Here is a 23397-nt window from a genome sequence, read left to right as displayed (position 1 = left end):
CTAGAAACGTTTCGTCGGGAGACCCGCGCATGGCTGGAAGAAAACTGTCCGCAGAGCATGCGGTCGCCGTTCAGGAGCGACAAGGATGTCTGTTGGGGCGGGCGCAACTGCCAGTTTCAGAGCGAGGACCAGCGCCTGTGGCTCGAGCGTATGGCCGCACGCGGCTGGACCGCGCCGGAGTGGCCCACCGAGTATGGCGGCGGCGGGTTGTCCCGCGAGGCGCACAAGATCCTGCGCGAGGAGATGGCGCGCATCCAGGCGCGCCCGCCGCTCAACAGCTTCGGCGTGTGGATGATCGGCCCCGCCCTGCTCAAGTTCGGCTCTGAGGAGCTGAAGCGCCAGCACCTGCCACCGATCTCGCGCGGCGAGATCCGCTGGTGCCAGGGCTACAGCGAGCCCGGCGCCGGCTCCGACCTGGCCGGCCTGCAGACCCGGGCGGTGGACAAGGGCGACCACTTCATTGTCAACGGCCAGAAGGTCTGGACCTCCTACGCCGACAAGGCGGACTGGATGTTCGCGCTGGTGCGCACCAATCCCGACGTCAAGAAGCAGCTGGGCATCAGCCTGGTGCTGTTCGACATGACCACCCCCGGCGTCACCACCCGTCCCATCAAGCTGATCTCGGGCAGCTCGCCGTTCTGCGAGACCTTCCTCGACGACGTGCGCGTCGAGAAGAACCAGGTGGTCGGCGAGATAGACCAGGGCTGGACCATCGCCAAGTACCTGCTGACCCACGAGCGCGAGATGATTGGCGGCTTCGGACGCACCGCGGCCGGCGAGAAGACGCTGAGCCAGCAGGCCGTGGACGTGCTGGGGCTCGAGCAGGGCCGCCTGGCGGACGGCTTCCTGCGCAGCGACATCGCCCGCTGGGACATCGACGCCAAGGCCTTCGAGGCGACGGCGGAGCGCGTGCTCGACGAAGCCAAGGCCGGCCAGGGCGTGGGCTACGCCTCGGCGATGCTCAAATACTACGGCACCGAGCTCAACAAGCGCCGTCAGGAGCTGCTGATCACGCTGTACGGCAGCGAGGCCATGGTCTGGGAGGGCGAGGCCTGGAACGAGGGCGCCCTGCCGCGGCAATGGCTGCGCTCCAAGGGCAATTCCATCGAGGGCGGTACGTCGGAGATTCAGTTGAACGTGATCGCCAAGAACATTCTGGGCCTGGGTTGAGCCACTGCGTCGAGGTCATTTGACATGCAACGTCTCGTATTGAACGAAGAACAACAGATGCTCAAGGATGCCGCCAAGGGCTTCCTGCAGGAAAACGCTCCCGTTGCCCAGCTGCGCCAGTTGCGCGACAGCCGCGACGCCACCGGCTTCTCGCTGGCGCTCTGGCAGCAGAGCGTGGAGATGGGCTTCGTCGGCACGCTGGTGCCCGAAGCTTTCGGCGGCACCGACTTCGGCCATGTCGGCATGGGCCAGATTCTCGAGGAGGCCGGGCGCAACCTCAGCGCCTCGCCGCTGTTCGCCACTGGTGTGCTGGGCGTGTGCGCCCTGCGCATGGCAGGCAACGAGGCGCAGCAGCAGCGCTATCTGCCCGCCATTGCCGCAGGCCGGCTGCTCACTGCGCTGGCCGTGGACGAAGCGGGCCGCCATGCCCCGCGCCATGTCCGCACCCGCGCCGAGCGAAGCGGCGACGGCTTCGTGATCAGCGGCCGCAAGACCTATGTCATCGACGCGCACGTCGCCGACACGCTGATCGTCGCGGCACGCACCGCCGGCGAGGCGGGTGATGCCGACGGGATCACCCTGCTGCTGGTCGATCGTGAGGCGCCGGGGGTCGAGGTCGAGCGTACGCTCATGGTGGACAGCCGCAATGCGGGCGTGGTGCGCTTCGACCAGGTGCGGGTCGGCGCCGAGGCGGTGCTCGGCGAGGTCGGCCAGGGTAGCGCCACGCTCGAGCGGTTGCTCGACGTCGGCAATGCCCATCTCGCCGCCGAGCTGCTGGGCATCGCCCAGGAGGCGTTCGAGCGCACCGTGGCCTATCTGAAGGAGCGCAAGCAGTTCGGCGTCACCCTCGGCTCCTTCCAGGCGCTGCAGCATCGTGCCGCGCATCTGTGGAGCGAGATCGAGCTGCTCAAGTCGGTGGTCCTGAAGGCGCTCAAGGCGCTCGACGACGGTGACGCCGACACTGCGATGCGGGTCAGCGTGGCCAAGGCCAAGGCCTGCGAGGTGGCGGAACTCGCCACCAACGAGGGCGTGCAATTGCACGGCGGCGTGGGCATGACCGACGAGTATGACATCGGGCTGTTCCTCAAGCGTGCTCGTCCGGTGCAGCAGCTGTTCGGCGACTATCGCTACCACGTAGAGCGCTTCGCGGCCCTGAACGGTTACTGAGTCCCGGCCCGACGAAGGCGAGGCCTGTCAAGCGTGTTGGACCATGAAATGCGAACAGGTTTAAAAGTCTGCTGCCTTCGGCACTGGGCGCCGAGGAACTGGTGGAGCATGACCGGGCCCGGACCCACCGGGATACGTCCAGCATCGACTGGTATGCGGTACTAGCCTGCTACAACTTCGGCATCATCCTGGAAGGTGTCCACGCCCGTGCCTGCACGGGAAAGGCACCGAAAGCCATGCGGGCCAGCTACACGCCAGCGCCATGGTGGTGCTGTTTGAGCGGGTCACTGGGGTGGGTGCGCTGACAGGGCCAGGGAGGTCTGCCCTTCATTCCCTGTGGAAGGAAGGGATGGCGTAGGTCACGACCGCATGAGCGACCGGCTTTTCCAGGTGGCCTTCCGAATAGATCTGCACCTCGGTCAGTACGGAACGGCGGCCCAGGTGGAGCAGGGTGCCCTTGGCCAGCAGGGCCTTGCCGGATTCGGGCTTGCGCAGGAAGTTGATATTCAGATTGCTGGTGACCGCCAGCGGCACGATACCGATATGCGACAGCACCACCACGTAGGCGGCGGTGTCGGCGACGGCCATCATGGTGGGGCCGGACACGGTGCCGCCGGGGCGCAGGTGCGATTCGTCCACCGGCTGGCGCACCCACGCCTCCTGTTCATCCACCTTTTCCACCCTGATGGTGGCCTGGGGAAATTCGCCGCTCATGAAGGACTGCAGCTCTTGCGCACTGGCCCGAATTGCCATCGTTTGCTTCCTTGTGTGTTGTTGATTGTCGGTTGGTTATTTCAGCGACCCGGCGCGGCCCGCCTGCTCCAGCGCTCGCTGCATGGCCAGTTCATGCGCAGGCAACGGCTGGGCGGCCTCGCTGAGGGCCCGGATGTCCATCGGCTCCGCCCGGGCCGTGTCACCCAGTGCGCTCCAGGCCTCGGCGCTGCGCTGGCAGGCGTCGGCGGCCGCTGCAAAGGCCGTGTCGCCGGTCGCCTGTGCGACATCCCGACAGAAGCTGGCTTCCAGCCGCCGGAAGAAACCGCCTCCCGTGCCGGCCTTTTCCACGAACACCGGTAGGCTTCTGACGGCAGCGGTCAGTTCATCCGGATCCAGGCGGTGGGACCAGGTAGCAACGTCATCGGCGAACGCCTTGACGCCCTCCACGCCGGAGGCCACCAGGCTGCCCTCCGGCAGGGTCGAGACGTCGAACAGCAGGGCATCTTCGCCGCCCAGTACCCGCGCCGCCGATGCTGCCGCCTCCCGGGCGCAGGTCAGCAGATCGGGCAACCGGCTCGGAAAACGCATCGGATAGGTGGCGAAACGGTTCGGCCCGGGGAAGCCACGGGAGCCGTGCGCTCGCCGGAAGGCGTCCATGGGAACGTCCTGGACCTCTTCCCGGTCGTTGTCGACGATCAATACCCTGCTGCGGTCGTCGTCATAATCGATGACGACGACGTCGTGACGGGTATTGGAAAGCCTGACCCGCAAGTAGGGCAGTTCGGCGATATCGCACCAGACCATGACCGGGTGGCCGGCATCTATCTCGTCCTTCACCCAGCGCCAGGCCTCATCCGGGTTCTCGGTTTGCTGGCGGCGGGTTTCGATGCCCAGTCGCCGGCAGAAATCCAGCTCCATGTCGCCATTGCGGCCCACCAGGTAGATGGGCGGCGTCAGGCCGGGATAGCGGGTATACATGAAGGACAGGCCGCCTCCCAGGCCGAATACCAGGCCTTCACCTGGCAACCCGTCGCCGGGCAGGCTGTCCCAGCCGAGCCCGGCCCAGTGCAGCAGGTCCCGCAGGGCGCCTGAGCCACAATGGCCGCCGAGTTGGTGGGGGTAGGATTCAATGATGGTCCGGCTCATCGCTGTTCACTCCACTGCTGTTGTCGCCTGGCATGTTACGGTTGAGTTCACCTTAGCCGGCGGCGTGTTGCCAAGCATCGTCCGAACCGACGATGCCAAGGGCCTGTTGACGTTTCCGCGCGACCCCGTCCAGGAAACGTCAACAGGCCCTAGCGGGCTTGGCAACCTCGGCCTTGCCGCGTACAACAACCGGCTCCGCGCGGCCGTGCGTGAACGTCGGCCGCGCTACCGCCCAGGGAAGTCCTCGCCGCGCTCGGCCATCTCCACCAGCACCTGCGCCGGCGCGAACCGCTCGCCGTAGGCCTCGGCGAGCTCATGGGCGCGCGCGATGAAGGCGCGGCTGCCGCCGACGCTGTTGATGAACTGCAGCGTGCCGCCGTGGAAGGGCGCGAAGCCCCAGCCGAAGATGCTGCCGATGTTGGCGTCGGGCACCGAGCGCAGCACGCCCTCCTCGTAGCAGCGCGCGGTCTCGTTGGCCTGCACATACAGCAGCCGATCGACCATCTCCTGCTGCGACAGCGGCTCGGCCTTGACCGGCCAGTGCTCGGCGAGCCCCGGCCACAGCCGCTTCCTGCCGCCCTCGGGGTAGTCGTAGAAGCCGCGGCCGGCGCGCTTGCCGGGACGGTCGAGCTCCTCGACCATGGTGCGGATCACCGCCTCGCCCGGGTGCTCCCGGTACGCCTTGCCCTCGGCCTCGAAGTCCTTGCGGGTCTGGTTCATGACGTGCAGCGCCAGCGACAGCGACACCTCGTCCTGCAGCGCCAGCGGCCCCACCGGCATGCCGGCAGCGAGGCCAGCCTGCTCGATGGTGCGCGGGTGCTGGCCGTCGGCGAGCAGCGCCAGGCCTTCCATCACGTAGGTGGAGAAGCAGCGCGAGGTGTAGAAGCCGCGCGAGTCGTTGACCACGATCGGGGTCTTCCTGATCTGCTGCACGTAGTCGAACGCGCGCGCCAGGGTCTCGTCACTGGTCTGCTCGCCAACGATGATCTCCACCAGCGGCATCTTTTCCACCGGCGAGAAGAAGTGGATGCCGATGAACCGGTGCGGCCGGCTGCTGCGCTGGGCCAGCCCGGTGATCGGCAGCGTCGAGGTGTTGGAGCCGAACACACCGCTCGGCTCCATCACCGCCTCGGCCTCGGCGGTCACCTTGGCCTTGAGCTCGCGGTCCTCGAACACCGCCTCGATGATCAGATCGCAGCCGGCGAGATCGGCGTCGTCGCCGGTGGCCTGGATGCGCTCGAGCAGCTGCCGCTTCTTTTCTTCGCTGCCACGGCCCTTGGCGATGGCCTTGTCCTCGAGCTGGGCCGAGTAGGCCTTGCCCTTGTCGGCGCTGGCCTGGTCGACGTCCTTCAGCACCACCTCGATGCCGGCCTGGGCCGAGACGTAGGCGATGCCTGCCCCCATCATGCCGGCGCCGAGCACGCCCAGTTTCTTGATCGGGCGGCGCTCGTGGCCCTCGGGGCGCGACTCGCCGCGGTTGATCTTGTTGAGCTGGTACCACAGCGTGCCGATCATGTTCTTGGCTTCGCGGCCGACCGCCAGCTCGGCAAAGTAGCGGCTCTCGACCTTCAGTGCGGTGTCGAAGTCCACCAGGCCGCCCTCAAATACCGACGACAGGATATTGAGCGGTGCCGGATAGTTGCCGTGGGTCTTCTGGCGCAGCATGGACGGAGCGATGGCCCACAGCTGGGCGTTGGCCGGGCTCCTGGCGTCGCCGCCGGGGAACTTGAAGCCCTTGCGATCCCAGGGCTGCGCCACCGGCTGGCCTGCGGCGAGCGCCGCCTCGATCCACTGCCGGGCCTTTACGAGCAGTTCGTCCGCGCTGGCGGCGAGCGCGTGGATGATGCCTTGCTCGAGCGCCTGCTCCGGGCGCAGCTCGCGGCCTTCGGTGAGCAGCGGCAGCGCCGCCTGGATGCCGATCAGCCGCGGCAGCCGCTGGGTGCCGCCGCCACCCGGCAGCAGGCCGAGCTTGACCTCGGGCAGACCGAGCTTGAGCTTGGGCGAGTTCAATGCCACGCGGTGGTGGCAGGCCAGCGCCAGCTCCAGGCCGCCGCCCAGTGCCGAGCCGTTGAGCGCGGCCGCCACCGGCTTGCCACTGGTCTCGAGCCGGCGCATCTGGTCCTTGAAGGCGTCGGCCAGGTGCTTGGCGGCGGCCGGGTCGGTGATGGTGTAGAGCTCGTCGATGTCGGCACCGACCAGGAAGTCCTTCTTGGCCGAGGTGATGATGACGCCCTTTACGGCGGCGTCGCTGTCGATGCGCGCGATCAGCGCGGCAAGCGGCCCCGTGAGCGCCTCGTTGAGCACGTTGGCCGAGCGCCCCGGCATGTCCAGAGTCAGGGTAAGGATGCCTTGTGCGTCCAGCGCGACGCGCACCGCGTCACCGCCCAGGGCGACGATATCTTGTTGATCGGTCATGTTGCTGCCCTCCTTAGACGCGTTCGATGATGGTGGCGATGCCCATGCCGCCGCCGACGCAGAGCGTGATGAGGCCGCGCTCCTTGTCCTGGCGCTCCAGTTCGTCGAGCAGGGTGCCGAGCAGCATGGCGCCGGTGGCGCCCAGCGGATGGCCCATGGCGATGGCGCCGCCGTTGACGTTGACCTTGTCGAGGTCGATGTCGAGATCGCGCACGGCGCGCAGCACCACCGCGGCAAACGCCTCGTTGATCTCGAACAGATCGATGTCGCTAGCCTGCATGCCGGCCTTCTGCAGCGCCTTCCTGGAGGCCGGTCCGGGGCCGGTGAGCATGATGGTGGGCTCGGCGCCGATCACTGCGGTGGAGACGATGCGCGCGCGCGGCTTGAGGCCGAGCGCGCGGCCCTTTTCTTCGCTGCCGACCAGCACCAGCGCGGCGCCGTCGACAATGCCGGAGGAATTGCCGGCGTGGTGGACGTGGTTGATCTCCTCCACCGTGGTGTACTTGGCCATAGCGGTGGCGTCGAAGCCCATGGCGCCCATCTGCGCAAAGGAGGGCTTGAGCCCGGCGAGGGTCTGCAGCGTGGTGTCCGGGCGCACCGTTTCGTCGTGGTCCAGCACCGACAGACCGTTGATGTCGTGTGCCGGCACGATGGAGCGCGCGAAGCGCCCTTGCGCGCGCGCCTGCGCCGCGCGCTGGTGCGAGCGCACGGCGAAGGCATCGACATCCTCGCGCGAGAAGCCCTCCAGGGTGGCGATCAGATCGGCGCCGATGCCCTGCGGGGCAAAGCCCAGCGCGCTGTTGACGCGCGGGTCCATGGCCCAGGCGCCGCCGTCCGTGCCCATCGGCCAGCGCGACATCGACTCGACGCCGCCGGCCACCACCAGATCCTCCCAGCCCGAGCGCACCTTCTGCGCCGCCAGATTGACCGACTCCAGCCCGGAGGCGCAGAAGCGGCTCTGGGTGACGCCGGCGACACGCTCGTCCCAGCCACTGTAGAGCACCGCGGTGCGGGCGATGTCGGCGCCCTGTTCACCTACCGGGGTCACGCAGCCCAGCACCACGTCGTCGACGTGGCTGGTGTCGAGGTCGTTGCGCTCGCGCAGCGCGTCGAACAGGTTGCGCAGCAACTGCACCGGGGACAGCTCGTGCAGCGCGCCGTCGTTCTTGCCCTTGCCGCGCGGGCTGCGCACGGCGTCGAAGATCATTGCTTCAGTCATGTCTGGCACTCCTGGCCTGATGCGAAAGGTAATCTGGATTACCGGGTTCTGGGTGACCCGCCGCCGGAGGATGTTCGAAACCACACCGGCCGGAGGGCCTTTAGCCTATCGAACGGACACCGAGTGTCCTATTATGTACACCAAGTGAGGGAGTTTGGCATCCCAAACTTTCGGCCAGGTCAGTCGAAAATGGCGGTAACCGATATTACCCTTTCCACGTCCGGTGAGCAGAGGCGACCACGGCCGGGCCCACCCCGATGTCGACACACCCGTGAGAAGCCGTCAGGAGGACAACATGGATCGCGACGAACTCTTTGCCGTGGGTCAGCAAGCGCTCGCGGCGCAATCGTTCAGCCGCTTGCTGGGCACGCAACTGCTGAGCTTCGCACCGGGTGAGGCGGTGCTGGAGATCCCCCTGCGCGCGGATCTGCTGCAGCAAAACGGCTTTGTCCATGGCGGCGTGTTGAGCTATGCGGCCGACAATGCGCTGACCTTCGCCGGCGGCTCGATGCTGGGGCCCAAGGTGCTCACTTCGGAATACAAGATCAACTACCTGCGTCCGGCGCAGGGCGCGCGACTCATCGCCCGCGGCAGCGTGGTTTACTCCAGCCGGCGCCAGGCGGTATGCCGCTGCGACGTGCTGGTGGTCACGGACAACGGCGAGGAGCGTCTCTGCGCGACGGCCCAGGGCACCATCGTTGCAATGTCTGCGGAGAAGGGCGCCGGCTAGCGGAAACACCTATCGCCCCGCTCGCCTTGCGCCAGGAAGTCTGCGCGGCGATGGGGCAGGCAAGGAATCGGCCGATCACGACAGACACTCCGCCGGCGTGACGATTGTTTTGCCAGTTCCTTGAACCGAAGAGCCAAGCGTTCCGTCTAGACGATGGCTGGCCCCGGATGCATCGGCTTGCCTCACCGGTACCCGCCCCTGGCCATGACGGCGTGACGGCGCATCCGTGCTTGCCGGCAACGGCTGAAAACCCCATCCTGGCAGCAAGATGCCTTCTCCGGTGAAGGATGACCCATGTCCCAACGCATCGAAGACTATGCCCTGATCGGCAACACTCACACCTGCGCCCTGGTCGGCAAGAATGGCTCGATGGACTGGCTGTGTCTGCCGACCTTCGCCTCCCCCGCATGCTTTTGCGCCCTGCTGGGGAACGAGGAGCACGGCTATTGGCAAATCGCGCCCGATATTCCCGTGCGGCAGGTCAGCCGGCGCTATCGAGACGGCACCTTGGTCCTGGAGACCGACTTCGAGACCGACAGCGGCGCGGTGACGCTGATCGACTTCATGCCCATGCCGCGCGAGGACGGTCAGGTGGACGTGATCCGTCTGCTGCGCGGGCGCACCGGCACGGTGCCGATGCAGATGCGCCTGAGCCTGCGTTTCGACTACGGCCGGACGGTGCCCTGGGTCCGGCGGACGCCCTACGGGCTGAGCGCGGTGGCAGGCCCCCACGCGGTCAAGCTGGCCACCCCGGTCGAATTGCAGAACGAGCACTTCATCACCCATGCACCCTTTGCCATCCATGCCGGGCAGAGCCTGTCGTTCATGCTCACCTGGCATCGCTCGTTCGATCCGCTACCGGTGACCCAGGACGCGGAGACCAGCCTCAAGGAAACCGAGCACAGCTGGCAGGAGTGGTCGCGACGCTGCACCTATCAAGGGCCATGGCGTGAGGCGGTGCTGCGCTCGGTGATCACCCTGAAAGCGCTCACCTTCAACCCGACCGGCGGCATCATCGCCGCCCCCACCACCTCGCTGCCGGAGGATCTGGGCGGCGAACGCAACTGGGACTACCGCTACTGCTGGATCCGCGATGCGACCTTCGCCCTGTACGCCATGCTCACCTGCGGCTACCGCAGCGAGGCCGTCGCCTGGCGCGAGTGGCTGCAGCGCTCGGTGGCCGGCCTGCCTGTGCAGATGCAAATCATGTACGGCATCTATGGCGAAAGGCTGCTCAGCGAATCGGTGGCGCCCTGGCTGCCGGGTTACGAGAACAGCCATCCGGTGCGGATCGGCAATGCCGCCCATGAGCAGTTCCAGCTGGATGTCTATGGCGAGCTGATGGATGTCTTCCATACCGCGCGCCTGCATGACATCGGCGCCGACGGCGACTCCTGGCGCATCCAGCAGGTGCTGCTGGACTTCCTCGAGGAGGCCTGGCGCAATCCCGACGAGGGCATCTGGGAGGTGCGCGGCCCGCGCCGGCATTTCACCCACTCCAAAGTGATGGCCTGGGTGGCGGCCGACCGTGCGGTGAAAGCGGTGGAACGCTGGCAGCTGCCTGGCCCGGTGGACAAATGGCGCGCGCTGCGCGATACCATCCACGCCGATATCCTTGCCCATGGGTACAACGCCAGCCGGCAGAGCTTCGTGCAGTTCTACGGAAGCGATGAACTCGATGCCTCGCTGCTGATGTTGCCGCTGGTCGGCTTCCTGCCGCCGGAGGATCCACGCATTCGGGGCACCCTCGCCGCCATCGAACGCGAGCTGCTGGTGGATGGCCTGGTGCTGCGCTATCGCAACGACCCGGGCATCGATGGCCTGCAGGGCCAGGAAGGGGTGTTCCTGATCTGCTCGTTCTGGTTGGTGGACAACCTGGCCCTGGCGGGGCGCTTCGACGAGGCGCACCGGCTGTTCGAGCGGCTGCTGGACCTGCGCAACGACGTCGGCCTGCTGGCCGAGGAATACGATCCGCGCTCCGGCCGTCAGGTGGGCAACTTCCCGCAGGCGCTTTCGCACGTGGCGCTGATCAATTCCGCGCAGAACCTGACCCGGCTCTCCCAAGGGCCGGCGCGGGAGCGCGCCCAGGAAGGCCAGGCCGATCCGGACGCTCCCAGTCCGCCGTTGCGCCGGGGGAGTCGCTGAGCGCGGCGCCGAGCCCTGCCGCCCTCGCAGATATTGCCCCCGGGCACCGTGCAGGTCGCGCGGAACATGGCCGGGCGGGCCTTGAGCGCGGAGCCACGATCTGCCGTAGCCCCGGCCCCGCCCTGCGGCCGGGACCGCGCCCCACGATGCTCTGCTTCGGCGAGTACACCCCTGCGCCCAAGCGGATCTGTAGCCCAGGGTGGATTCTGAGCGATAGCGAACAATCCGCCAACCGGCGCGGCAGGCGGAACGCCGTCCGTGAGGCTCTACAGAGGGTAATCCTGGTTACTCTGCGCGGATGACGCGGCCCCAAAGGCTTCGCGGATTTGCGCCATTAAAAGGTTTCCATGTGTCAAATGCAGCCGATGTCCGCTACTATGTGCAGCGGAACAGGCAAATGGTGCTGCAAAACGTGCAAGAAGTTCAGCTGGAACGATCGGTAATGAAAATTACCGCCACCCATTCGGGTGCTTCCAGGCGGCCACGGCCTGGCCTGGAGGGCGCGGCCCGCGAGCGCATCGAGGCGGCGGTACTCGACCTGTTCTCCGCGCGGGAGTTTCACCGCGTCAGGCTGGCCGAGGTGGCCGCCCGGGCGCAGGTCAGCCTGCAGACCATCTACAAGTATTACGGCAGCAAGGAGACGCTGCTGTTCGCGACGCTGGACTCGCGGCTCGGCGAGCTGGCCAGGCGGATGATTGACCACCTGCAGGGCATCGAGCACTACAAGGATCGGCTGCGCAAGGTGTTCTGGCTGGTGCTCGACTACATCGAGCGCCGCCCGCAGGTGGCACAGATCATCATCAGCTCGGTGTATCTGAACACTTGGCGGCGCGACGACACCTTCCGCCAGGCCGAGCTGATGGCGGTGTTCCTGCGGGTGCTCGGCGAGGGCCGCGCCCAGGGCGCGCTGACCGACGAGGTCGACGAGAAGGATCTGCTGGACGTATTCCTGGGCGTAGCCATGCGCTCGATCACCATGTGGCTGGTCCGCGGCCGCAGCGAGCCGCTGGCGGCGAAGGCACCGGCGCTGTTCGAGCTGATCTGGCGCGCCATCGCCAAGCCCGGCCCATGACGCACGACACCACCACGAGGAGGAACAGATGAACATCGACTACAGCCCGGAGGAGCGCCGCTTCCAAGCGGAGGTACGGGCCTGGATGCGCGAGAACGCGCCGCGCGCGCCCCACGGCGTGCAGATCGGCATCCCCATGGACAAGGAGACCCAGGTCGCCTGGGAGCGGCGGCTGGCATCCAAGGGCTGGTTGGCGTACTTCTGGCCGAAGGAGTACGGCGGCCCGGGCTGGAGCGCGACCCAGCGCCACATCTTCGACGAGGAGCGCGCCGCCGCCGGCGCGCCGCAGCTCAGCCCGTTCGGGCTGGCCATGCTCGGGCCGGTGCTGATGGCGTTCGGCAGCGAGGCGCAGAAGCAGCGCTATCTGCCGAAGATCGCCGCGGCCGAGGAGCACTGGTGCCAGGGCTACTCCGAGCCGGGCTCGGGGTCCGATCTCGCCAGCCTCAAGACCCGCGCGCGGCGCGAGGGCGACCACTACCTGGTCAACGGCCAGAAGATCTGGACCACTCACGCCCACTGGGCCGACTTCATGTTCTGCCTGGTGCGCACCGACGCCGGTGTAGCCAAGCAGCAGGGCATCTCCTTTTTGCTCATCGACATGAAGAGCCCGGGGGTGGAAGTGCGCCCCATCATTACCATCGACGGGCATCACCACCTCAACGAGGTGTTCCTCACCGATGTCGAGGTGCCGGTGGAGAACCTGGTCGGCGAGGAGGGTCAGGGCTGGACCCTCGCCAAGTACCTGCTGACCTTCGAGCGCACCAGTATCGCCGGCGTGGCCGATTCCAAGTACGAGATCTCGCGCCTGAAGGAGGTCGCGCGGCGCGACCGTGCCGGCGACCGGGCGCTGATCGACGAGCCGGGCGTGCGCGAGCGGATCGCCGAGCTGGAAATCGACCTGCTGGCGCTGGAGTACACCAACTTCCGCACCCTCGACAAGGTCGCCAAGGGCGCGCCCCCGGGCGCCGAGTCCTCGGGGCTGAAGATCGCCGGCAGCGAGCTGCAGCAGGCAATCTCCGAGGCAATGGTGGAGTTCGGCGGCTACGATTCGCTGGCCTGGCTGCCCGAGCAGCCGGTGGGCGAGCCGGCCTACAACAGCTCCACCATCCGTTACAACTTTCTGCGCGCCAGCTCGATCTACGGCGGCAGCAACGAGATCCAGAAAAACGTCATCGCCAAGCTCGTCCTCGGGCTGGGCTAGAAAAGGGGCATAGGTATGGACTTCTCCCTCACCGACGAGCAGCGCATGATCCGCGACAGCGTGGAGCGCTTCGTCGACAAAAGTTACGGTTTCGAACGCTACCTCACGACCCTGGCCGCGCCCTCGCAGAGCGATCCCGCGGTCTGGGCGCAGTTCGCCGAGTTCGGCTGGCTGGGCCTGCCGCTGCCGGAGTCGGCGGGCGGCTTCGGCGGCAGCGCGGTGGACACCATGCTGGTCGCCGAAGGGCTGGGCGCTGGCCTGGTCATAGAGCCCTACATCGCCAACGTGGTGCTCAGCGGCAAGCTGGTGGCGCTGGCCGGCAGCGCCGCTCAGCAGGAGGCGCTGCTGGGCGGCGTCGTCGCCGGCACGGGCCGCCTTTCCACCGGCTTTCACGAGCGCGGCGCCCGCTACGATCTGCGCCACTGTGCCACCCGCGCCGAGGCAACCGACGGCGGCTACCGCCTCAACGGCGCCAAGGCGTTCCTGCTCGATGCGCCGAACGCCGAGCGGCTGATCGTCGCCGCGCGTACGGCAGGCGATAGCGCTGACGAAAACGGCATCAGCCTGTTCGTGATCGATGCCGCGGCCGCCGGCGTGTCGCTGCGTCCCTACGCGGTCATGGGAGGCGGCGTGGCGGCCGACCTGCAGCTCGACGATGTCGAGGTGGGCGCGGCCGCTCTGCTGGGCGAGGCTGGCCAGGGTTTCGCCGCCTTGGAGCGGGCGTTGGACCATGCCACTGCCGCCGCCTGCGCCGAGGCGCTGGGCGCGATGCAGGCGCTGCTTCGGCGCACCGCCGAGTACGCCAAGGTTCGCAAGCAGTTCGGCGCGCCGATCGGCGCCTTCCAGGTCTTGCAGCACCGGCTGGTGGACATGTTCAACGCCCTCGAGCAGTCCCGCTCGCTGGTCTACATGGTATCGATACTGGTCGACAGCGATGACGCCCGCGAGCGGCGCAAGGCCATCTCCGCCGCCAAGGCCTATCTCGGCAAGGCGTCCAAGTTCGTCGCCCAGCAGGCGGTGCAGATCCACGGCGGCATCGGCATGACCGAGGAGCTGGACGTCGGCCACTACTTCCGCCGGCTCACCACCTTCGGCAATCTCTACGGCGACCGGCGCCACCACGTGCGCCGCTTCGCCGAGCTCACCATGGCCGACTAGGGAACCGACGAAGAGGATCCGCGTGGCATGCGCCTCGGTGATCACGGTGAGGTTGGGCCGCTGCAGCACCAGGGTGAGAAAGCCCTTGGTGGCGCTCCAGCGTTCGCCGTTCTTCTGCGTCACCTGGAACAGGCCCACGCCTTCCTGCTCGGCGCCGTTGAAAGCGGTGTTGCGCCGCACGCCGCGCTGCTCAGTCGCGGCGATGAAGGCTCGTCAATGGGGTAGGGCGAGCGCAGGTCGGCCACGAAGGCCGCCCATGGCGGTTTTATAGATGCCAGCGTCGCTCTTTCCCTGCTTGGGGATGCGTATCTGATCGGCCAGTGGTTTTACAAGACCGGCAGCAGTGAGTAGTCTGCCGACCCAGCTATCCGCCTCTCACGGTGCCTGTCGAAGCAACGGAGCAGGGCAGCCCTGCAGAAGACCGTGTCGAGCAGTTGGCTATGGCGAAAGATTAGTAAGCCCCCCAACCCTGCCAGGGGCAAGCAATCCCAGGGTTTGAGCGCTTGGAGACAGCAGCACCGTCACCGATTTTTGCTCCCCAATTCAGCACAGACGCAGCCTTGACGGTAGCTTACTGGATGCCGATTCGCCTCGGCGGGCGGGTTTCTCGTTTTCCGGGCGAGCGTGTGCCGACCGCTTCTGGCCAGCTTTTTTGCACAACAGTACGGGCTGCGGGTTTTGTTCTCGGCGCGTCGGTTTGTAGCCCTCGCAGCCACGGCTGGCCAGGTGTTTACGCTGGCGCGGAAAGCTGCGGCCCGGACGCACGGCGCTGCGACTGTTGGCCATCAACTCCAGCACGTTGACCAGACCCTGCGCGCAGGGGCGTACCAGCAGGTCGACCAGGGTGTTCTTGAGGCGTGCACCCCTTGGGTAAAGTTGACCTTCCAGCGCAGCTTGCGGTCTTTGTGGCGCTGCTCGATGACCGGCTGCAGCGCACTGACTGCTAGATGTCTGCTTTGTATGAGGTGGCTCCGATCCGCTGGGGAGCGGCTTTCGAACTCGTTGGAAAGCCAGTCGTAGAACGTGCGGATCTTCGGAAGCTTCGCGCGAGACGTCCGATAGTCTCTCGAACGCACTCGCCTCACGCTCACCAAGCAGGTCGGCCATGTTGTAGCTTTGTTGATAAACCTCAATGAGCGTGGGCATCTTTCAACGATGCTGCGAGACGACGCAACCGTTAATGCTCGCAGGAGACTGGACCAGATGGCTCACAGCAAAATCATGTTTCGTGCCGCCGCTCGCGAGAAGATCATCAGTGGTGCCACACAGTTGGCGGACGCCGTTCGCGTGACGCTGGGGCCCAAATCGAAATCGGTGCTTATTCAGAATAGCTGGGGTAACCCTACCGTCTGTAACGATGGCGTGACGATAGCCAAGCGAATCGATTTGCTGGATCCAGAGGAAAATCTAGGCGCACAGATGTTGCGTCAGGCGGCGGAACGTACAGGTGACGCGGTCGGGGACGGGACCAGTACCTCGACGGTGTTAGCTCATGCGATGCTCACTGATGGAATACGCAATGTAGTCGCCGGCGCCAGTGCAGTTGATCTAAAACGTGGGCTGGACTGCGGTCTCGCACTGGTGGTTGAGTCGTTGGCTGCCCTGTCGCGCCCTGTCAGCACGCCGAAGGAGAAGTCCCAGGTCGCCGCGCTGTCTGCCCATAACGATGTGGTCATCGGTCAGTTGGTCGCAGAAGCGCTAGAGAAGGTCGGCGTGGATGGCGTTGTCAGCGTCGAAGAATCCAAAACCACTGAAACCGTCGTCGAAGTCATGGAGGGAATGCAGTTTGAACGGGGCTATGTCTCGCCTTATTTCGTGACCGATGCCGAGAAGATGCTGGTTGAGTTTGATGATGCCTATCTGCTGCTTTGTGACCACAAGATAGGGGCGCTAAATGACCTGCTCCCGCTGCTCGAATTGATCGCCAAAAGCGGTCGCCCTCTGGTCCTCATTGCCGACGAGATCGAAGGCGAGGCGTTGACTACGCTTGTGCTCAACCAGATCCGGGGCGTATTGCGAGCGGTTGCCATCAAGGCTCCAGGATTCGGTGATCGGCGAAAGGAAACGCTTCGGGACATCGCCGTCCTGACCGGGGCAACGCTGGTTTCCGCTGAACTGGGTATCGCCCTTGACCAAGTGGACCTGCAACAGCTTGGGCGCGTCCACCGGGTCGTAGTTCAGAAAGACAGTACGGCTCTGATCGGGGGGGCGGGAACACACGAAGCCATCGAGGCGCGGCTGAAGCAGATTCGCACGCAAATAGACGCTACCACTAGCGACTACGATCGCGAGAAACTTCAGGAGCGGCTGGCTAGATTGTCCGGCGGTGTCGCTGTGATCCGTGTCGGGGCGCCGTCGGAAAGTGAGATGAAGGCACGCAAGGATGCGCTGGACGACGCCATCTCGGCGACTCGGGCGGCAATCGCCGAAGGCACCGTGCCAGGAGGCGGTCTGGCCTTGCTCAAGGCGGTCCCCGCTGTTCTGGCGGAAGAGGCCCGGCATGACGGCGACAAGAGGACCGGTCTGCAGATATTGCGCCGGGCGCTTGAGGCGCCGGCCAGGGTCATCGCTGAAAACTCGGCGGTGGATGCAGGCGTTGTCGTTGCGCGCATGCTGGCAGAAGCCGGAAACATCGGTTTCGACGCATCCACCAATAACTACGTCGACATGTACGAAGCGGGCATCATTGACCCGACCAAGGTGGTGCGTATCGCGCTCGAAAACGCGGTCTCAGTTGCCAGTATCTTGCTGCTGACTGAGGCCACCATTACCGACATGCCGGAAAAGGAAGCGGCCGCTCCGCCACGCTACGCCGAATGAGCACTGCGGATTCATCAACCTATTGCCCGTCCCGGTCATCAACTTGTTGCATTGGATGTCGATCCATACAGTCGCTCTGGCTGCACGAATGGCGCAGCGCAGCGAGCCGCACGTCCCGCATGGGGTCGACGGCGCTAAAGAACGAGCAGTTGACCAGGCAAAACTAGGCGCATTGTCCTGATGCGCTTCAGGCTCCGATGAGCACGCTAAAAATGCAGCGATCAACTTGGCGAGTTTGATAAAAGTCAAAGGAGCAAGACCGCTAAGTAGCAAGCTGAATCACAGCCCGCCAATCAATCCGGTGCTGGCGTCACGGCGGGTTCACGGACCGGTGACATCGACTTCCATCTGCTTTGGAGCGACAACATGAGCCAGTACCAGCGGCTGTTATTGATCATCAACCCCGCACTGCGGCACTCGACGGCGATCAACCATGCGGCGGCCCTGGCTCGCGCCAGCGGTGCAACTCTACATATTGCGGCACTGGTTCCTTCGCTTCAGCTGTTGTCGTTGCTCAAGGAAGCAGACCGAGCGAAGTCTCGGGAGCTCTGCCTGCAAGGGCATAGGGATTGGCTGAACAATCACGCCAATAACCTCAGAGGTCATGGTGTTGATGTAACGGCCGAGCTGGACTGCGTTGATGATATGCACCAGAACATCCTTGACCATGTCACGGAGATGCATCCCGATCTGTTGATCAAGGAGGTGCAGCACGAGTCTGCTCTCAAGCGTGCCTTTTTCACTCCGTTGGATTGGCGACTACTGCGGCACTGCCCGATCCCCCTTTACCTGCTTGGCCGTAATGGACCCGCCTTGCCTCGCAAGATCGTCGCTGCAGTCGACTCGTCGAGTCTCGATCCGGCGAATGGCGAGCTGAACGACCGCATCATCCGCCATGCATCCAGTCTTGCGCTGCAATGCCAGGCAGAGCTTCACGTGCTGCATGCTTGCGACGCATCCGCGCTCTACCAAGGCGACCTGGATGGAATGGGGCTTTCTTCTCTCTTCGATGACTTTAAGCAGGCCGAGGAAAGATGCTTTCTTGATCTGGCCAAGCTGCACGGCGTGCCCTCTGACCGCAGGCACTTCGTGATGGGGCAGCCAGTGTCGGTGCTGAGTGAGTTTGTTGACGAGCAGCACATAGACACCATCGTGATGGGGCGGGTCCAATATCGTGGCGTGGACAAGCTCTTGGGCAGCACGACTGAACATATCTTGTATCAGGTGCCTTGCAGCGTTTTGGCGGTATAACGCAAGCGAAGCCGAGTGTCATGAAAACGCAGGCGTAGTCGGCTCGGGACGGGACAATGGTTGTGAGCAGCGGCGACTATCGGGCAGCTACCGGTCGTGAGTAGCGTGCGCGAGGCACATCAGGTCACGCCTTCAGCATTTGCTGTTGATCGCGGCGGACAAACGTCCTCAGTTCATGACCAGGCAAGATATTGGTCGTGGTAGATGTCTCTCGAACTGATGGCCAGCAACTGATGGCCAGCGAGGAGCGTAACGACCCTTAATCGGCGCCGCAGCGAAACTGACTCAGTCTGCGTCCTCAGTTGGCGCTACTGTATGCGCATGAATGAGGCGGCGATGCATGAGACGAACATACCCCGGGTGCCGTAGGTCATACCCGCACAGCAGCGGGCCGTCTTAGCCATGGCCGAGCCGCTATCGGGCAACTGTGGCGTCGCCATTTGGTTGGGGCGTACAGTCACGTGCGTCAGGGGCTTTGCCGAAAACAGCGGACGGATGTCAGCGTCTGAGGAGCCGCCCAGCGTGGATCGGCGGACAAACAGCTTGGCAGTACTGCTGAGGGGATCGTGCATCACGCCACACGACGTTGATGTCCAGGCCGGGCATGGCTAATCTTTGGCGAAAGTGGGCCGCTGGCACCAGCGCGCAGCTCAAAGATGAAGGCGATGTATGACCTGATGGCAATCCTGCGGGTCGATTTGCCTGTTGAAACCCAGGCTTCTTGCCAGTGCTTGCATGGGCACGTTGTTGGCTGCGCCAATCGAAAACATGTAGCGGAAACCGTTAATGCGAGCGGACCTTATCAGGTGCTTCATCAGCGATTTGCCCAAGCCCAGCTGCTGCCATTCGTCAGCAACCGTCACTGCGCATTCACACTCCTGTTCGCCCGTAGCGGCGTAGCGACTGATGCCGATTTCGATCAGTTGGCCGTTTTCGTGCACTAGAGCAATGTAGGCCATGCGTTGCTTGCCGTCAGTGTCCATCAACTGCTCAAGCATTGCGGTATCGGGTTCCTTGATCTGTGAAAGGAAACGCATATGCCGGGATTCTGGCGACAGACGCTTGATGAAGGCGTATTCACGTTCTCGGTCGCTTTGTTCCAACGGGCGGATCAGCACGTGGCGGCCATTGTTGAGTGGTTCGATCCAGTATCGCCCGGTGAGCGCAGCATATGCGGCAGCTGCACGATCGTTATGTTCTCTGTTATTGAGCATGGCTTCGATCTCCTTCGGAAATGGTGACCGGCGCGAATGACATTCAGTGACAGTCACCTTCTACGCCTGCGGCAATCCGCGAATCTGATCTAAATCAGATATTGGCGCCCGGATCCGTTCGGTATCGGGCTGATAGGCCACCAGCGTGAGGCGTAGAAGAAGGGGCACGTCAGACTGGTGGCTGGTATTTGCTAAGCGAGCGGCGACGGAACGCTCAGGCAGTAAGCACGATCGCGCCCTTGATCCCACCGGTTCTTAAACTTGCCAGCGCCTCGTTGGCTTGGTCCAGGGCGAAGCAGGTGACGTCGCTGTGTATGGGTGTCCGGCTCAGCTCGGCGAAGAATGCTGTGCCGTCTGCCCGGGTCAGGTTTGCAACCGAGCGGAGGATGCGTTCGCCCCACAAGAGTCGATAGGGGAACGCGGGAATATCGCTCATATGGATACCGGCGCAGATGACATTGCCACCCTTGACGGTCGTTTCCAGCGCCAAGGGTACAAGCGCGCCGACAGGCGCAAAGATAAGGCTGGCCTCGAGCGGCTCAGGTGGCATCTGGTCGGAAGACCCCGCCCATTCGGCTCCCAACGAGCGGGCATAGCGCTGGCCTTCATCGTCGTCAGGTCGCGTGAAGGCATAAACCCGTTGGCCTCGTCCCTTTGCCACCTGTATTGCCAGGTGCGCTGCGGCACCGAAGCCATAGAGTCCGAGGCGCTGTGCACCTTGCGCCATTTGCAATGCGCGGAAGCCGATGAGCCCTGCACACAGAAGTGGAGCCGCTTCGACGCTTGACAGCGTGTCGGGGAGGGGAAAGCAGAAGCGGGCATCGGCCACGGTGTATTGTGCATACCCCCCATCAATGTGGCAGCCGGTAAAGCGCGCCTGGTCGCATAGATTCTCTCGATCCGAGCGGCAATATGTGCATTGTCCACAGGTCCAGCCCAGCCAGGGAACACCTACCCGTGAACCAAGCCAGCCGTTAGCGACATTGGCGCCCACGGCGATGACTTCACCAACGATTTCATGGCCCGGCACCCGCGGCAGGATCGCTTGAGGCAACTCTCCGTCTACGAGATGCAGGTCCGTACGGCATACACCGCAGGCCAAGACTTTGAGCAACAGTTGGCATGGGCCAGGTGTCGGGATGGGTCTCTCCTGGGCTTGTAAGGGCTGGCCGGGAACTTGCAGGACCATGACGCGCATGACGGCTCTCCAAAGTGGGCGTACTAGGCTAGAGACCGGCGGCTTCCGCCTAGCTGCGCGAGCCCGTCCATGTCTAGGATCCGCACGTCCCGGCCTGATATTACCGCTAGCCTGTTGTCGCGCAGATAGGCAATGGCCCGGCAGATGGTTTCAAGACGCAGACCCAGATAGGAACCGATTTCCTCTCGGCGCATTTTCAATACAAATTCCCTGGACGAGAATCCGCGCTTGCGTAGTCGCTCTGATATGTTCAGAAGAAAGGCGGCAAAGCGCTCTTCGGAGCTCATAGTACCCAGCATCGCCAACGTTTCATGGTCGCGCACGATTTCCCTGCTCAGTATCCTGTTCAGGTTGTGCTGCAGAGATGGCAGCTCATGGGCGAGCTTTTCCAACCGCGAAAAATAGATGGGGCAGACCTCGCTGTCTTCGAGGGCAAACGCACTGCCGGCATGCATGCTCGTGCTGATAGCGTCCAGCCCGAGGAGCTCGCCAGGCATTTGAAATCCGGTGACCTGTTCTCTCCCTTCGATCGACAACACGCTGGTTTTGAACGAGCCGGTGCGTACCGCGTAGAGCGAGCGCAGCGGTTCTCGTGCGCGATAAAGGTTTGCGCCTTTCTTCACTTTGAAGCGTCGCGCCATCATCGTTTCCAAGCGCTTTACTTCCGGGCCGGTCAGCCCCATGGGCAAGCAAAGCTCCAGTGAACCGCAGCGCGAACACGAGGGCTCCAATGAATGTAATTGAAATGGCGTGGTTTCATACATGTTCACTATGCCTCCTGATCTGCAGAAAGCATAGCGCGTTGTAAGCAGTAGAGAGCTAAATGCCAAGCCGTTCCCTGACTTCTGACGAGCGGACCGAAAGAGTTAATAGGGGCTATTGCTATTCGTTAGCATTAATCCGGCTTGGGAGACAGTCGTTCATGTAACTATTTGATTTGTTTTATGGTATTCCCCTGCGCACCTTTCATGCGAGCTGCCATCAGAGCGAAGGTCGGCAGGTAACGGAAAATTAGAATGATCTAAAGCCTCGCTCCGATTAATACTCTATCCGGCCGGTGCCATAACCCGTCGCATAAGTGCGCAACGGGTTTGATGTAGTAGGTGAAGCGGAGCCCTCTGGGTACTGGTCTTTCAGGCGATTTTCAGATGATCGTCTACCTTGGCTACTCCTGGGACCGACCAGGCAGCGCGTTCTGCTACCTCGCGTTCGCGCCATAGGTGGACCTGGCCCTCCAGCCCGTACGCCCTTGACGGCTTTGACCGCCTGCTCGGCGCGGATTTTCTGACCATAGCTGCTCACGTGGCCAGAAGTGTGATCACACCGTTGTGCACCGCCACACCAATTTCCGCTGCGTTAATATCGGGTTGAAATTCGAGTTCTTCCAAGACTGCGTTACGTAAGTTAAGGTCGTTCATAATGGCGTGCTCAAAAGGAATAGAAGGTTAAAAACAGGGCGGCCGGTTGCTTTGTACCACAGCGTTCTATGAGATTTTTTATATTTATCAACAGCCTTCCAATTTGCATTGGTTTTTAAGTAAGGGTTTTGTTTTCCTCAGTTTGACGATAGATAGGTTGGGCATAAGTAGGCCCTGAATGTTGTCAGTCGCACTGATGTACATTGCTTTGTAGACCAAATAACGAACATGTTGGCCACGGGAGCTGGTCGCAGTGCTGTTAAAGATGTAAGCGCGATATGGATGCCTAAGCCTAAGCGGAGGCACTGTTAAATAGTGCCTCCGCATGACGATAGTGTTCCTGGGGCCCCTGTTTGCTAGGGGCCCTGGCCAAATTTATTCGCCTTTTATCGGTACGATCTTGTCTGCCTTCATAGCGTCAGGTTTTTTAGGCAATGATATGTTTAGCACGCCCTTGCTGAAGTTTGCCTCGATCTTGTCAGTATCGATCCCCTTAGGTAGACCAAACACCCGTTCGAACGAGCCGTAGTGCCGTTCGCTCAGATGGTAGCCCTTCTTCTTTTCTTCCCTGTCCTCGCTCTTCTCTCCTTTGATAATCAGGCTGCCGTTGGACAGCTTAATTTCAATGTTCTTCTCATCCATGCCTGGCAGTTCGGCCGCGATTTCGTAGCTTTTTTCCTTCTCGATAATATCGACGGCCGGAAGGGTCTGGCCTGCAAATTCCCGACGCCAGAGCGGCTCCACTTCGAATAAGCGACGTCCGAACGGCGACATGTCAGAGCCATATCGAAAATCCTCGAACAGGTGATCAATCTGATGGCGAAGCTTTTCAAAAGGCCGCCAGGCGTCAGATGTTGCTGGCTGCTGTGCAGCCTTGTCTTCATTTTGAACGCTCATTTTTTTCATTGAATTGTCCATTTTGGGAGCTCCCGTTGGGTGTCGAATGTGGTCTGCAACAGTTTATGTCCCGCTCTGGAGCAGCTTTGGGTCGATCCTCAATGCCTTGCTGAGCATCGCTGCCGACTAAAGTAGGGTTGGCTGTGCCTCGATCATCGAAATCGGTTTGGCGCTCGTTGTGAGTGGCCAAGGCCTGGTCGGCGAGTCGAAAGCTTCAACCCTGCGGGAAATGCTGGCGCAGACGCAAAGATCCGCTCAGAGAGAGGGGGCGTGTTTGATTTTTATCAAGTACCCCTAATTGCTCCACTTGGCGAACGAAGGGATAGCGGTGCGGGCGATCAGCGGTCGCGCTTACTACCTTTTAGGGACATCGGCGCGATCCTTCAGAAGGACGCCCAGAAAAGGGGGGGTTGCAAGTGCAAAGCTGTCACGGTCGTTGCTCACGCGCTCGCACCAGATACC

At 63.4% G+C, this 23397-nt stretch carries 18 protein-coding genes and 3 pseudogenes; 9 read left to right on the top strand and 12 right to left on the bottom strand.

Annotated elements, in window-relative coordinates:
• The coding region (locus tag NA637_RS19340; RefSeq protein WP_256074095.1) for an acyl-CoA dehydrogenase family protein at window positions 1-1170 on the top strand (1170 nt) is incomplete at its 5' end.
• Window positions 1171-1194: 24 nt separating this feature from the next.
• A complete protein-coding gene (locus NA637_RS19335) occupies window positions 1195-2337 on the top strand; it encodes an acyl-CoA dehydrogenase family protein (RefSeq protein ID WP_256074086.1) in 1143 nt (380 codons plus the stop codon).
• A gap of 327 nt (window positions 2338-2664) precedes the next feature.
• Here NA637_RS19335 and NA637_RS19330 read toward each other — a convergent pair whose 3' ends face one another.
• From NA637_RS19330 to NA637_RS19315, 4 genes are all read right to left on the bottom strand, one after another.
• Window positions 2665-3051 (bottom strand): PaaI family thioesterase, encoded by a 387-nt coding sequence (locus NA637_RS19330; protein ID WP_256074084.1) that lies wholly within the window; start codon window positions 3049-3051, stop codon window positions 2665-2667.
• 75 nt (window positions 3052-3126) lie between these two features.
• Window positions 3127-4197 (bottom strand): BtrH N-terminal domain-containing protein, encoded by a 1071-nt coding sequence (locus tag NA637_RS19325; protein ID WP_256074082.1) that lies wholly within the window; start codon window positions 4195-4197, stop codon window positions 3127-3129.
• A 225-nt stretch (window positions 4198-4422) separates the two neighbouring features.
• Window positions 4423-6612: a 3-hydroxyacyl-CoA dehydrogenase NAD-binding domain-containing protein gene (locus NA637_RS19320; protein WP_256074080.1), complete on the bottom strand. Its 2190-nt coding sequence runs from the start codon at window positions 6610-6612 to the stop codon at window positions 4423-4425.
• Window positions 6613-6625: 13 nt separating this feature from the next.
• Window positions 6626-7831, bottom strand: coding sequence for an acetyl-CoA C-acetyltransferase (locus NA637_RS19315; RefSeq protein WP_256074066.1), 1206 nt, complete (start codon window positions 7829-7831; stop codon window positions 6626-6628).
• A 295-nt stretch (window positions 7832-8126) separates the two neighbouring features.
• Here NA637_RS19315 and NA637_RS19310 point away from each other — a divergent pair, with 295 nt between their 5' ends.
• From NA637_RS19310 to NA637_RS19290, 5 genes are all read left to right on the top strand, one after another.
• Window positions 8127-8561, top strand: coding sequence for a PaaI family thioesterase (locus NA637_RS19310; RefSeq protein WP_256074064.1), 435 nt, complete (start codon window positions 8127-8129; stop codon window positions 8559-8561).
• A 294-nt stretch (window positions 8562-8855) separates the two neighbouring features.
• On the top strand, window positions 8856-10706 hold the full coding sequence (locus NA637_RS19305) for a glycoside hydrolase family 15 protein (RefSeq protein WP_256074062.1): 1851 nt from the start codon (window positions 8856-8858) through the stop codon (window positions 10704-10706).
• A gap of 442 nt (window positions 10707-11148) precedes the next feature.
• A complete protein-coding gene (locus NA637_RS19300) occupies window positions 11149-11778 on the top strand; it encodes a TetR/AcrR family transcriptional regulator (protein ID WP_256074060.1) in 630 nt (209 codons plus the stop codon).
• Between the two features lie 28 nt (window positions 11779-11806).
• A complete protein-coding gene (locus tag NA637_RS19295; protein ID WP_256074058.1) occupies window positions 11807-12979 on the top strand; it encodes an acyl-CoA dehydrogenase family protein in 1173 nt (390 codons plus the stop codon).
• A gap of 15 nt (window positions 12980-12994) precedes the next feature.
• Window positions 12995-14137, top strand: coding sequence for an acyl-CoA dehydrogenase family protein (locus NA637_RS19290; protein WP_256074047.1), 1143 nt, complete (start codon window positions 12995-12997; stop codon window positions 14135-14137).
• 48 nt (window positions 14138-14185) lie between these two features.
• Here NA637_RS19290 and NA637_RS19285 read toward each other — a convergent pair.
• Window positions 14186-14317 (bottom strand): annotated as a pseudogene (locus NA637_RS19285) (hypothetical protein); the annotation flags it as partial.
• A 507-nt stretch (window positions 14318-14824) separates the two neighbouring features.
• Window positions 14825-15069, bottom strand: a pseudogene (locus tag NA637_RS19280) (IS4 family transposase); the annotation flags it as partial.
• A gap of 271 nt (window positions 15070-15340) precedes the next feature.
• On the opposite strand from NA637_RS19280, the gene groL reads away from it, so the two are divergent.
• Both groL and NA637_RS19270 read left to right on the top strand, forming a co-directional pair.
• The gene (gene groL, locus NA637_RS19275; RefSeq protein ID WP_256074042.1) at window positions 15341-16957 is read left to right on the top strand and encodes a chaperonin GroEL; all 1617 of its coding nucleotides are present in this window, start codon (window positions 15341-15343) and stop codon (window positions 16955-16957) included.
• Window positions 16958-17323: 366 nt separating this feature from the next.
• Window positions 17324-18208, top strand: a complete 885-nt coding sequence (locus tag NA637_RS19270) for a universal stress protein (protein ID WP_256074040.1) — start codon at window positions 17324-17326, stop codon at window positions 18206-18208.
• Between the two features lie 650 nt (window positions 18209-18858).
• Here the strand turns inward: NA637_RS19270 and NA637_RS19265 are convergent.
• From NA637_RS19265 to NA637_RS19245, 6 genes and pseudogenes are all read right to left on the bottom strand, one after another.
• The gene (locus NA637_RS19265; protein WP_256074026.1) at window positions 18859-19422 is read right to left on the bottom strand and encodes a GNAT family N-acetyltransferase; all 564 of its coding nucleotides are present in this window, start codon (window positions 19420-19422) and stop codon (window positions 18859-18861) included.
• A gap of 214 nt (window positions 19423-19636) precedes the next feature.
• The gene (locus tag NA637_RS19260) at window positions 19637-20620 is read right to left on the bottom strand and encodes a zinc-dependent alcohol dehydrogenase family protein (RefSeq protein WP_256074023.1); all 984 of its coding nucleotides are present in this window, start codon (window positions 20618-20620) and stop codon (window positions 19637-19639) included.
• Between the two features lie 23 nt (window positions 20621-20643).
• A complete protein-coding gene (locus NA637_RS19255; RefSeq protein WP_256074021.1) occupies window positions 20644-21384 on the bottom strand; it encodes a helix-turn-helix domain-containing protein in 741 nt (246 codons plus the stop codon).
• A 369-nt stretch (window positions 21385-21753) separates the two neighbouring features.
• Window positions 21754-21912, bottom strand: coding sequence for a BON domain-containing protein (locus NA637_RS25740; RefSeq protein ID WP_423836752.1), 159 nt, complete (start codon window positions 21910-21912; stop codon window positions 21754-21756).
• Window positions 21860-22038: pseudogene (locus NA637_RS25735) on the bottom strand (BON domain-containing protein); the annotation flags it as partial. The gene NA637_RS25740 and the pseudogene NA637_RS25735, both read right to left, overlap by 53 nt.
• A gap of 375 nt (window positions 22039-22413) precedes the next feature.
• Entirely contained in the window at window positions 22414-22956 is a 543-nt protein-coding gene (locus NA637_RS19245; protein WP_256074019.1) for an Hsp20/alpha crystallin family protein, read from the bottom strand.
• Between the last annotated feature and the right edge of the window lie 441 nt (window positions 22957-23397).

It is taken from the genome of Stutzerimonas stutzeri, from assembly GCF_024448935.1.
In the GTDB taxonomy this organism is placed as follows: Bacteria; Pseudomonadota; Gammaproteobacteria; order Pseudomonadales; family Pseudomonadaceae; genus Stutzerimonas; species Stutzerimonas stutzeri_AO.
Note: the sequence above shows the minus strand (reverse complement) of the source record. Positions and strands in the feature narration are given on the sequence as shown.

Coding starts and splice junctions, on each gene's coding strand:
- NA637_RS19315 (WP_256074066.1), bottom strand. CDS start 7,831: ATGACTGAAGCAATGATCTTCGACGCCGTGCGCAGCCCGCGCGGCAAG.
- NA637_RS19300 (WP_256074060.1), top strand. CDS start 11,149: ATGAAAATTACCGCCACCCATTCGGGTGCTTCCAGGCGGCCACGGCCT.
- NA637_RS19320 (WP_256074080.1), bottom strand. CDS start 6,612: ATGACCGATCAACAAGATATCGTCGCCCTGGGCGGTGACGCGGTGCGC.
- NA637_RS19295 (WP_256074058.1), top strand. CDS start 11,807: ATGAACATCGACTACAGCCCGGAGGAGCGCCGCTTCCAAGCGGAGGTA.
- NA637_RS19270 (WP_256074040.1), top strand. CDS start 17,324: ATGAGCCAGTACCAGCGGCTGTTATTGATCATCAACCCCGCACTGCGG.
- NA637_RS19310 (WP_256074064.1), top strand. CDS start 8,127: ATGGATCGCGACGAACTCTTTGCCGTGGGTCAGCAAGCGCTCGCGGCG.
- NA637_RS19255 (WP_256074021.1), bottom strand. CDS start 21,384: ATGTATGAAACCACGCCATTTCAATTACATTCATTGGAGCCCTCGTGT.
- NA637_RS19245 (WP_256074019.1), bottom strand. CDS start 22,956: ATGGACAATTCAATGAAAAAAATGAGCGTTCAAAATGAAGACAAGGCT.
- NA637_RS19260 (WP_256074023.1), bottom strand. CDS start 20,620: ATGCGCGTCATGGTCCTGCAAGTTCCCGGCCAGCCCTTACAAGCCCAG.
- NA637_RS19335 (WP_256074086.1), top strand. CDS start 1,195: ATGCAACGTCTCGTATTGAACGAAGAACAACAGATGCTCAAGGATGCC.
- NA637_RS25740 (WP_423836752.1), bottom strand. CDS start 21,912: ATGGTCAGAAAATCCGCGCCGAGCAGGCGGTCAAAGCCGTCAAGGGCG.
- NA637_RS19305 (WP_256074062.1), top strand. CDS start 8,856: ATGTCCCAACGCATCGAAGACTATGCCCTGATCGGCAACACTCACACC.
- NA637_RS19325 (WP_256074082.1), bottom strand. CDS start 4,197: ATGAGCCGGACCATCATTGAATCCTACCCCCACCAACTCGGCGGCCAT.
- groL (WP_256074042.1), top strand. CDS start 15,341: ATGGCTCACAGCAAAATCATGTTTCGTGCCGCCGCTCGCGAGAAGATC.
- NA637_RS19265 (WP_256074026.1), bottom strand. CDS start 19,422: ATGCTCAATAACAGAGAACATAACGATCGTGCAGCTGCCGCATATGCT.
- NA637_RS19330 (WP_256074084.1), bottom strand. CDS start 3,051: ATGAGCGGCGAATTTCCCCAGGCCACCATCAGGGTGGAAAAGGTGGAT.
- NA637_RS19290 (WP_256074047.1), top strand. CDS start 12,995: ATGGACTTCTCCCTCACCGACGAGCAGCGCATGATCCGCGACAGCGTG.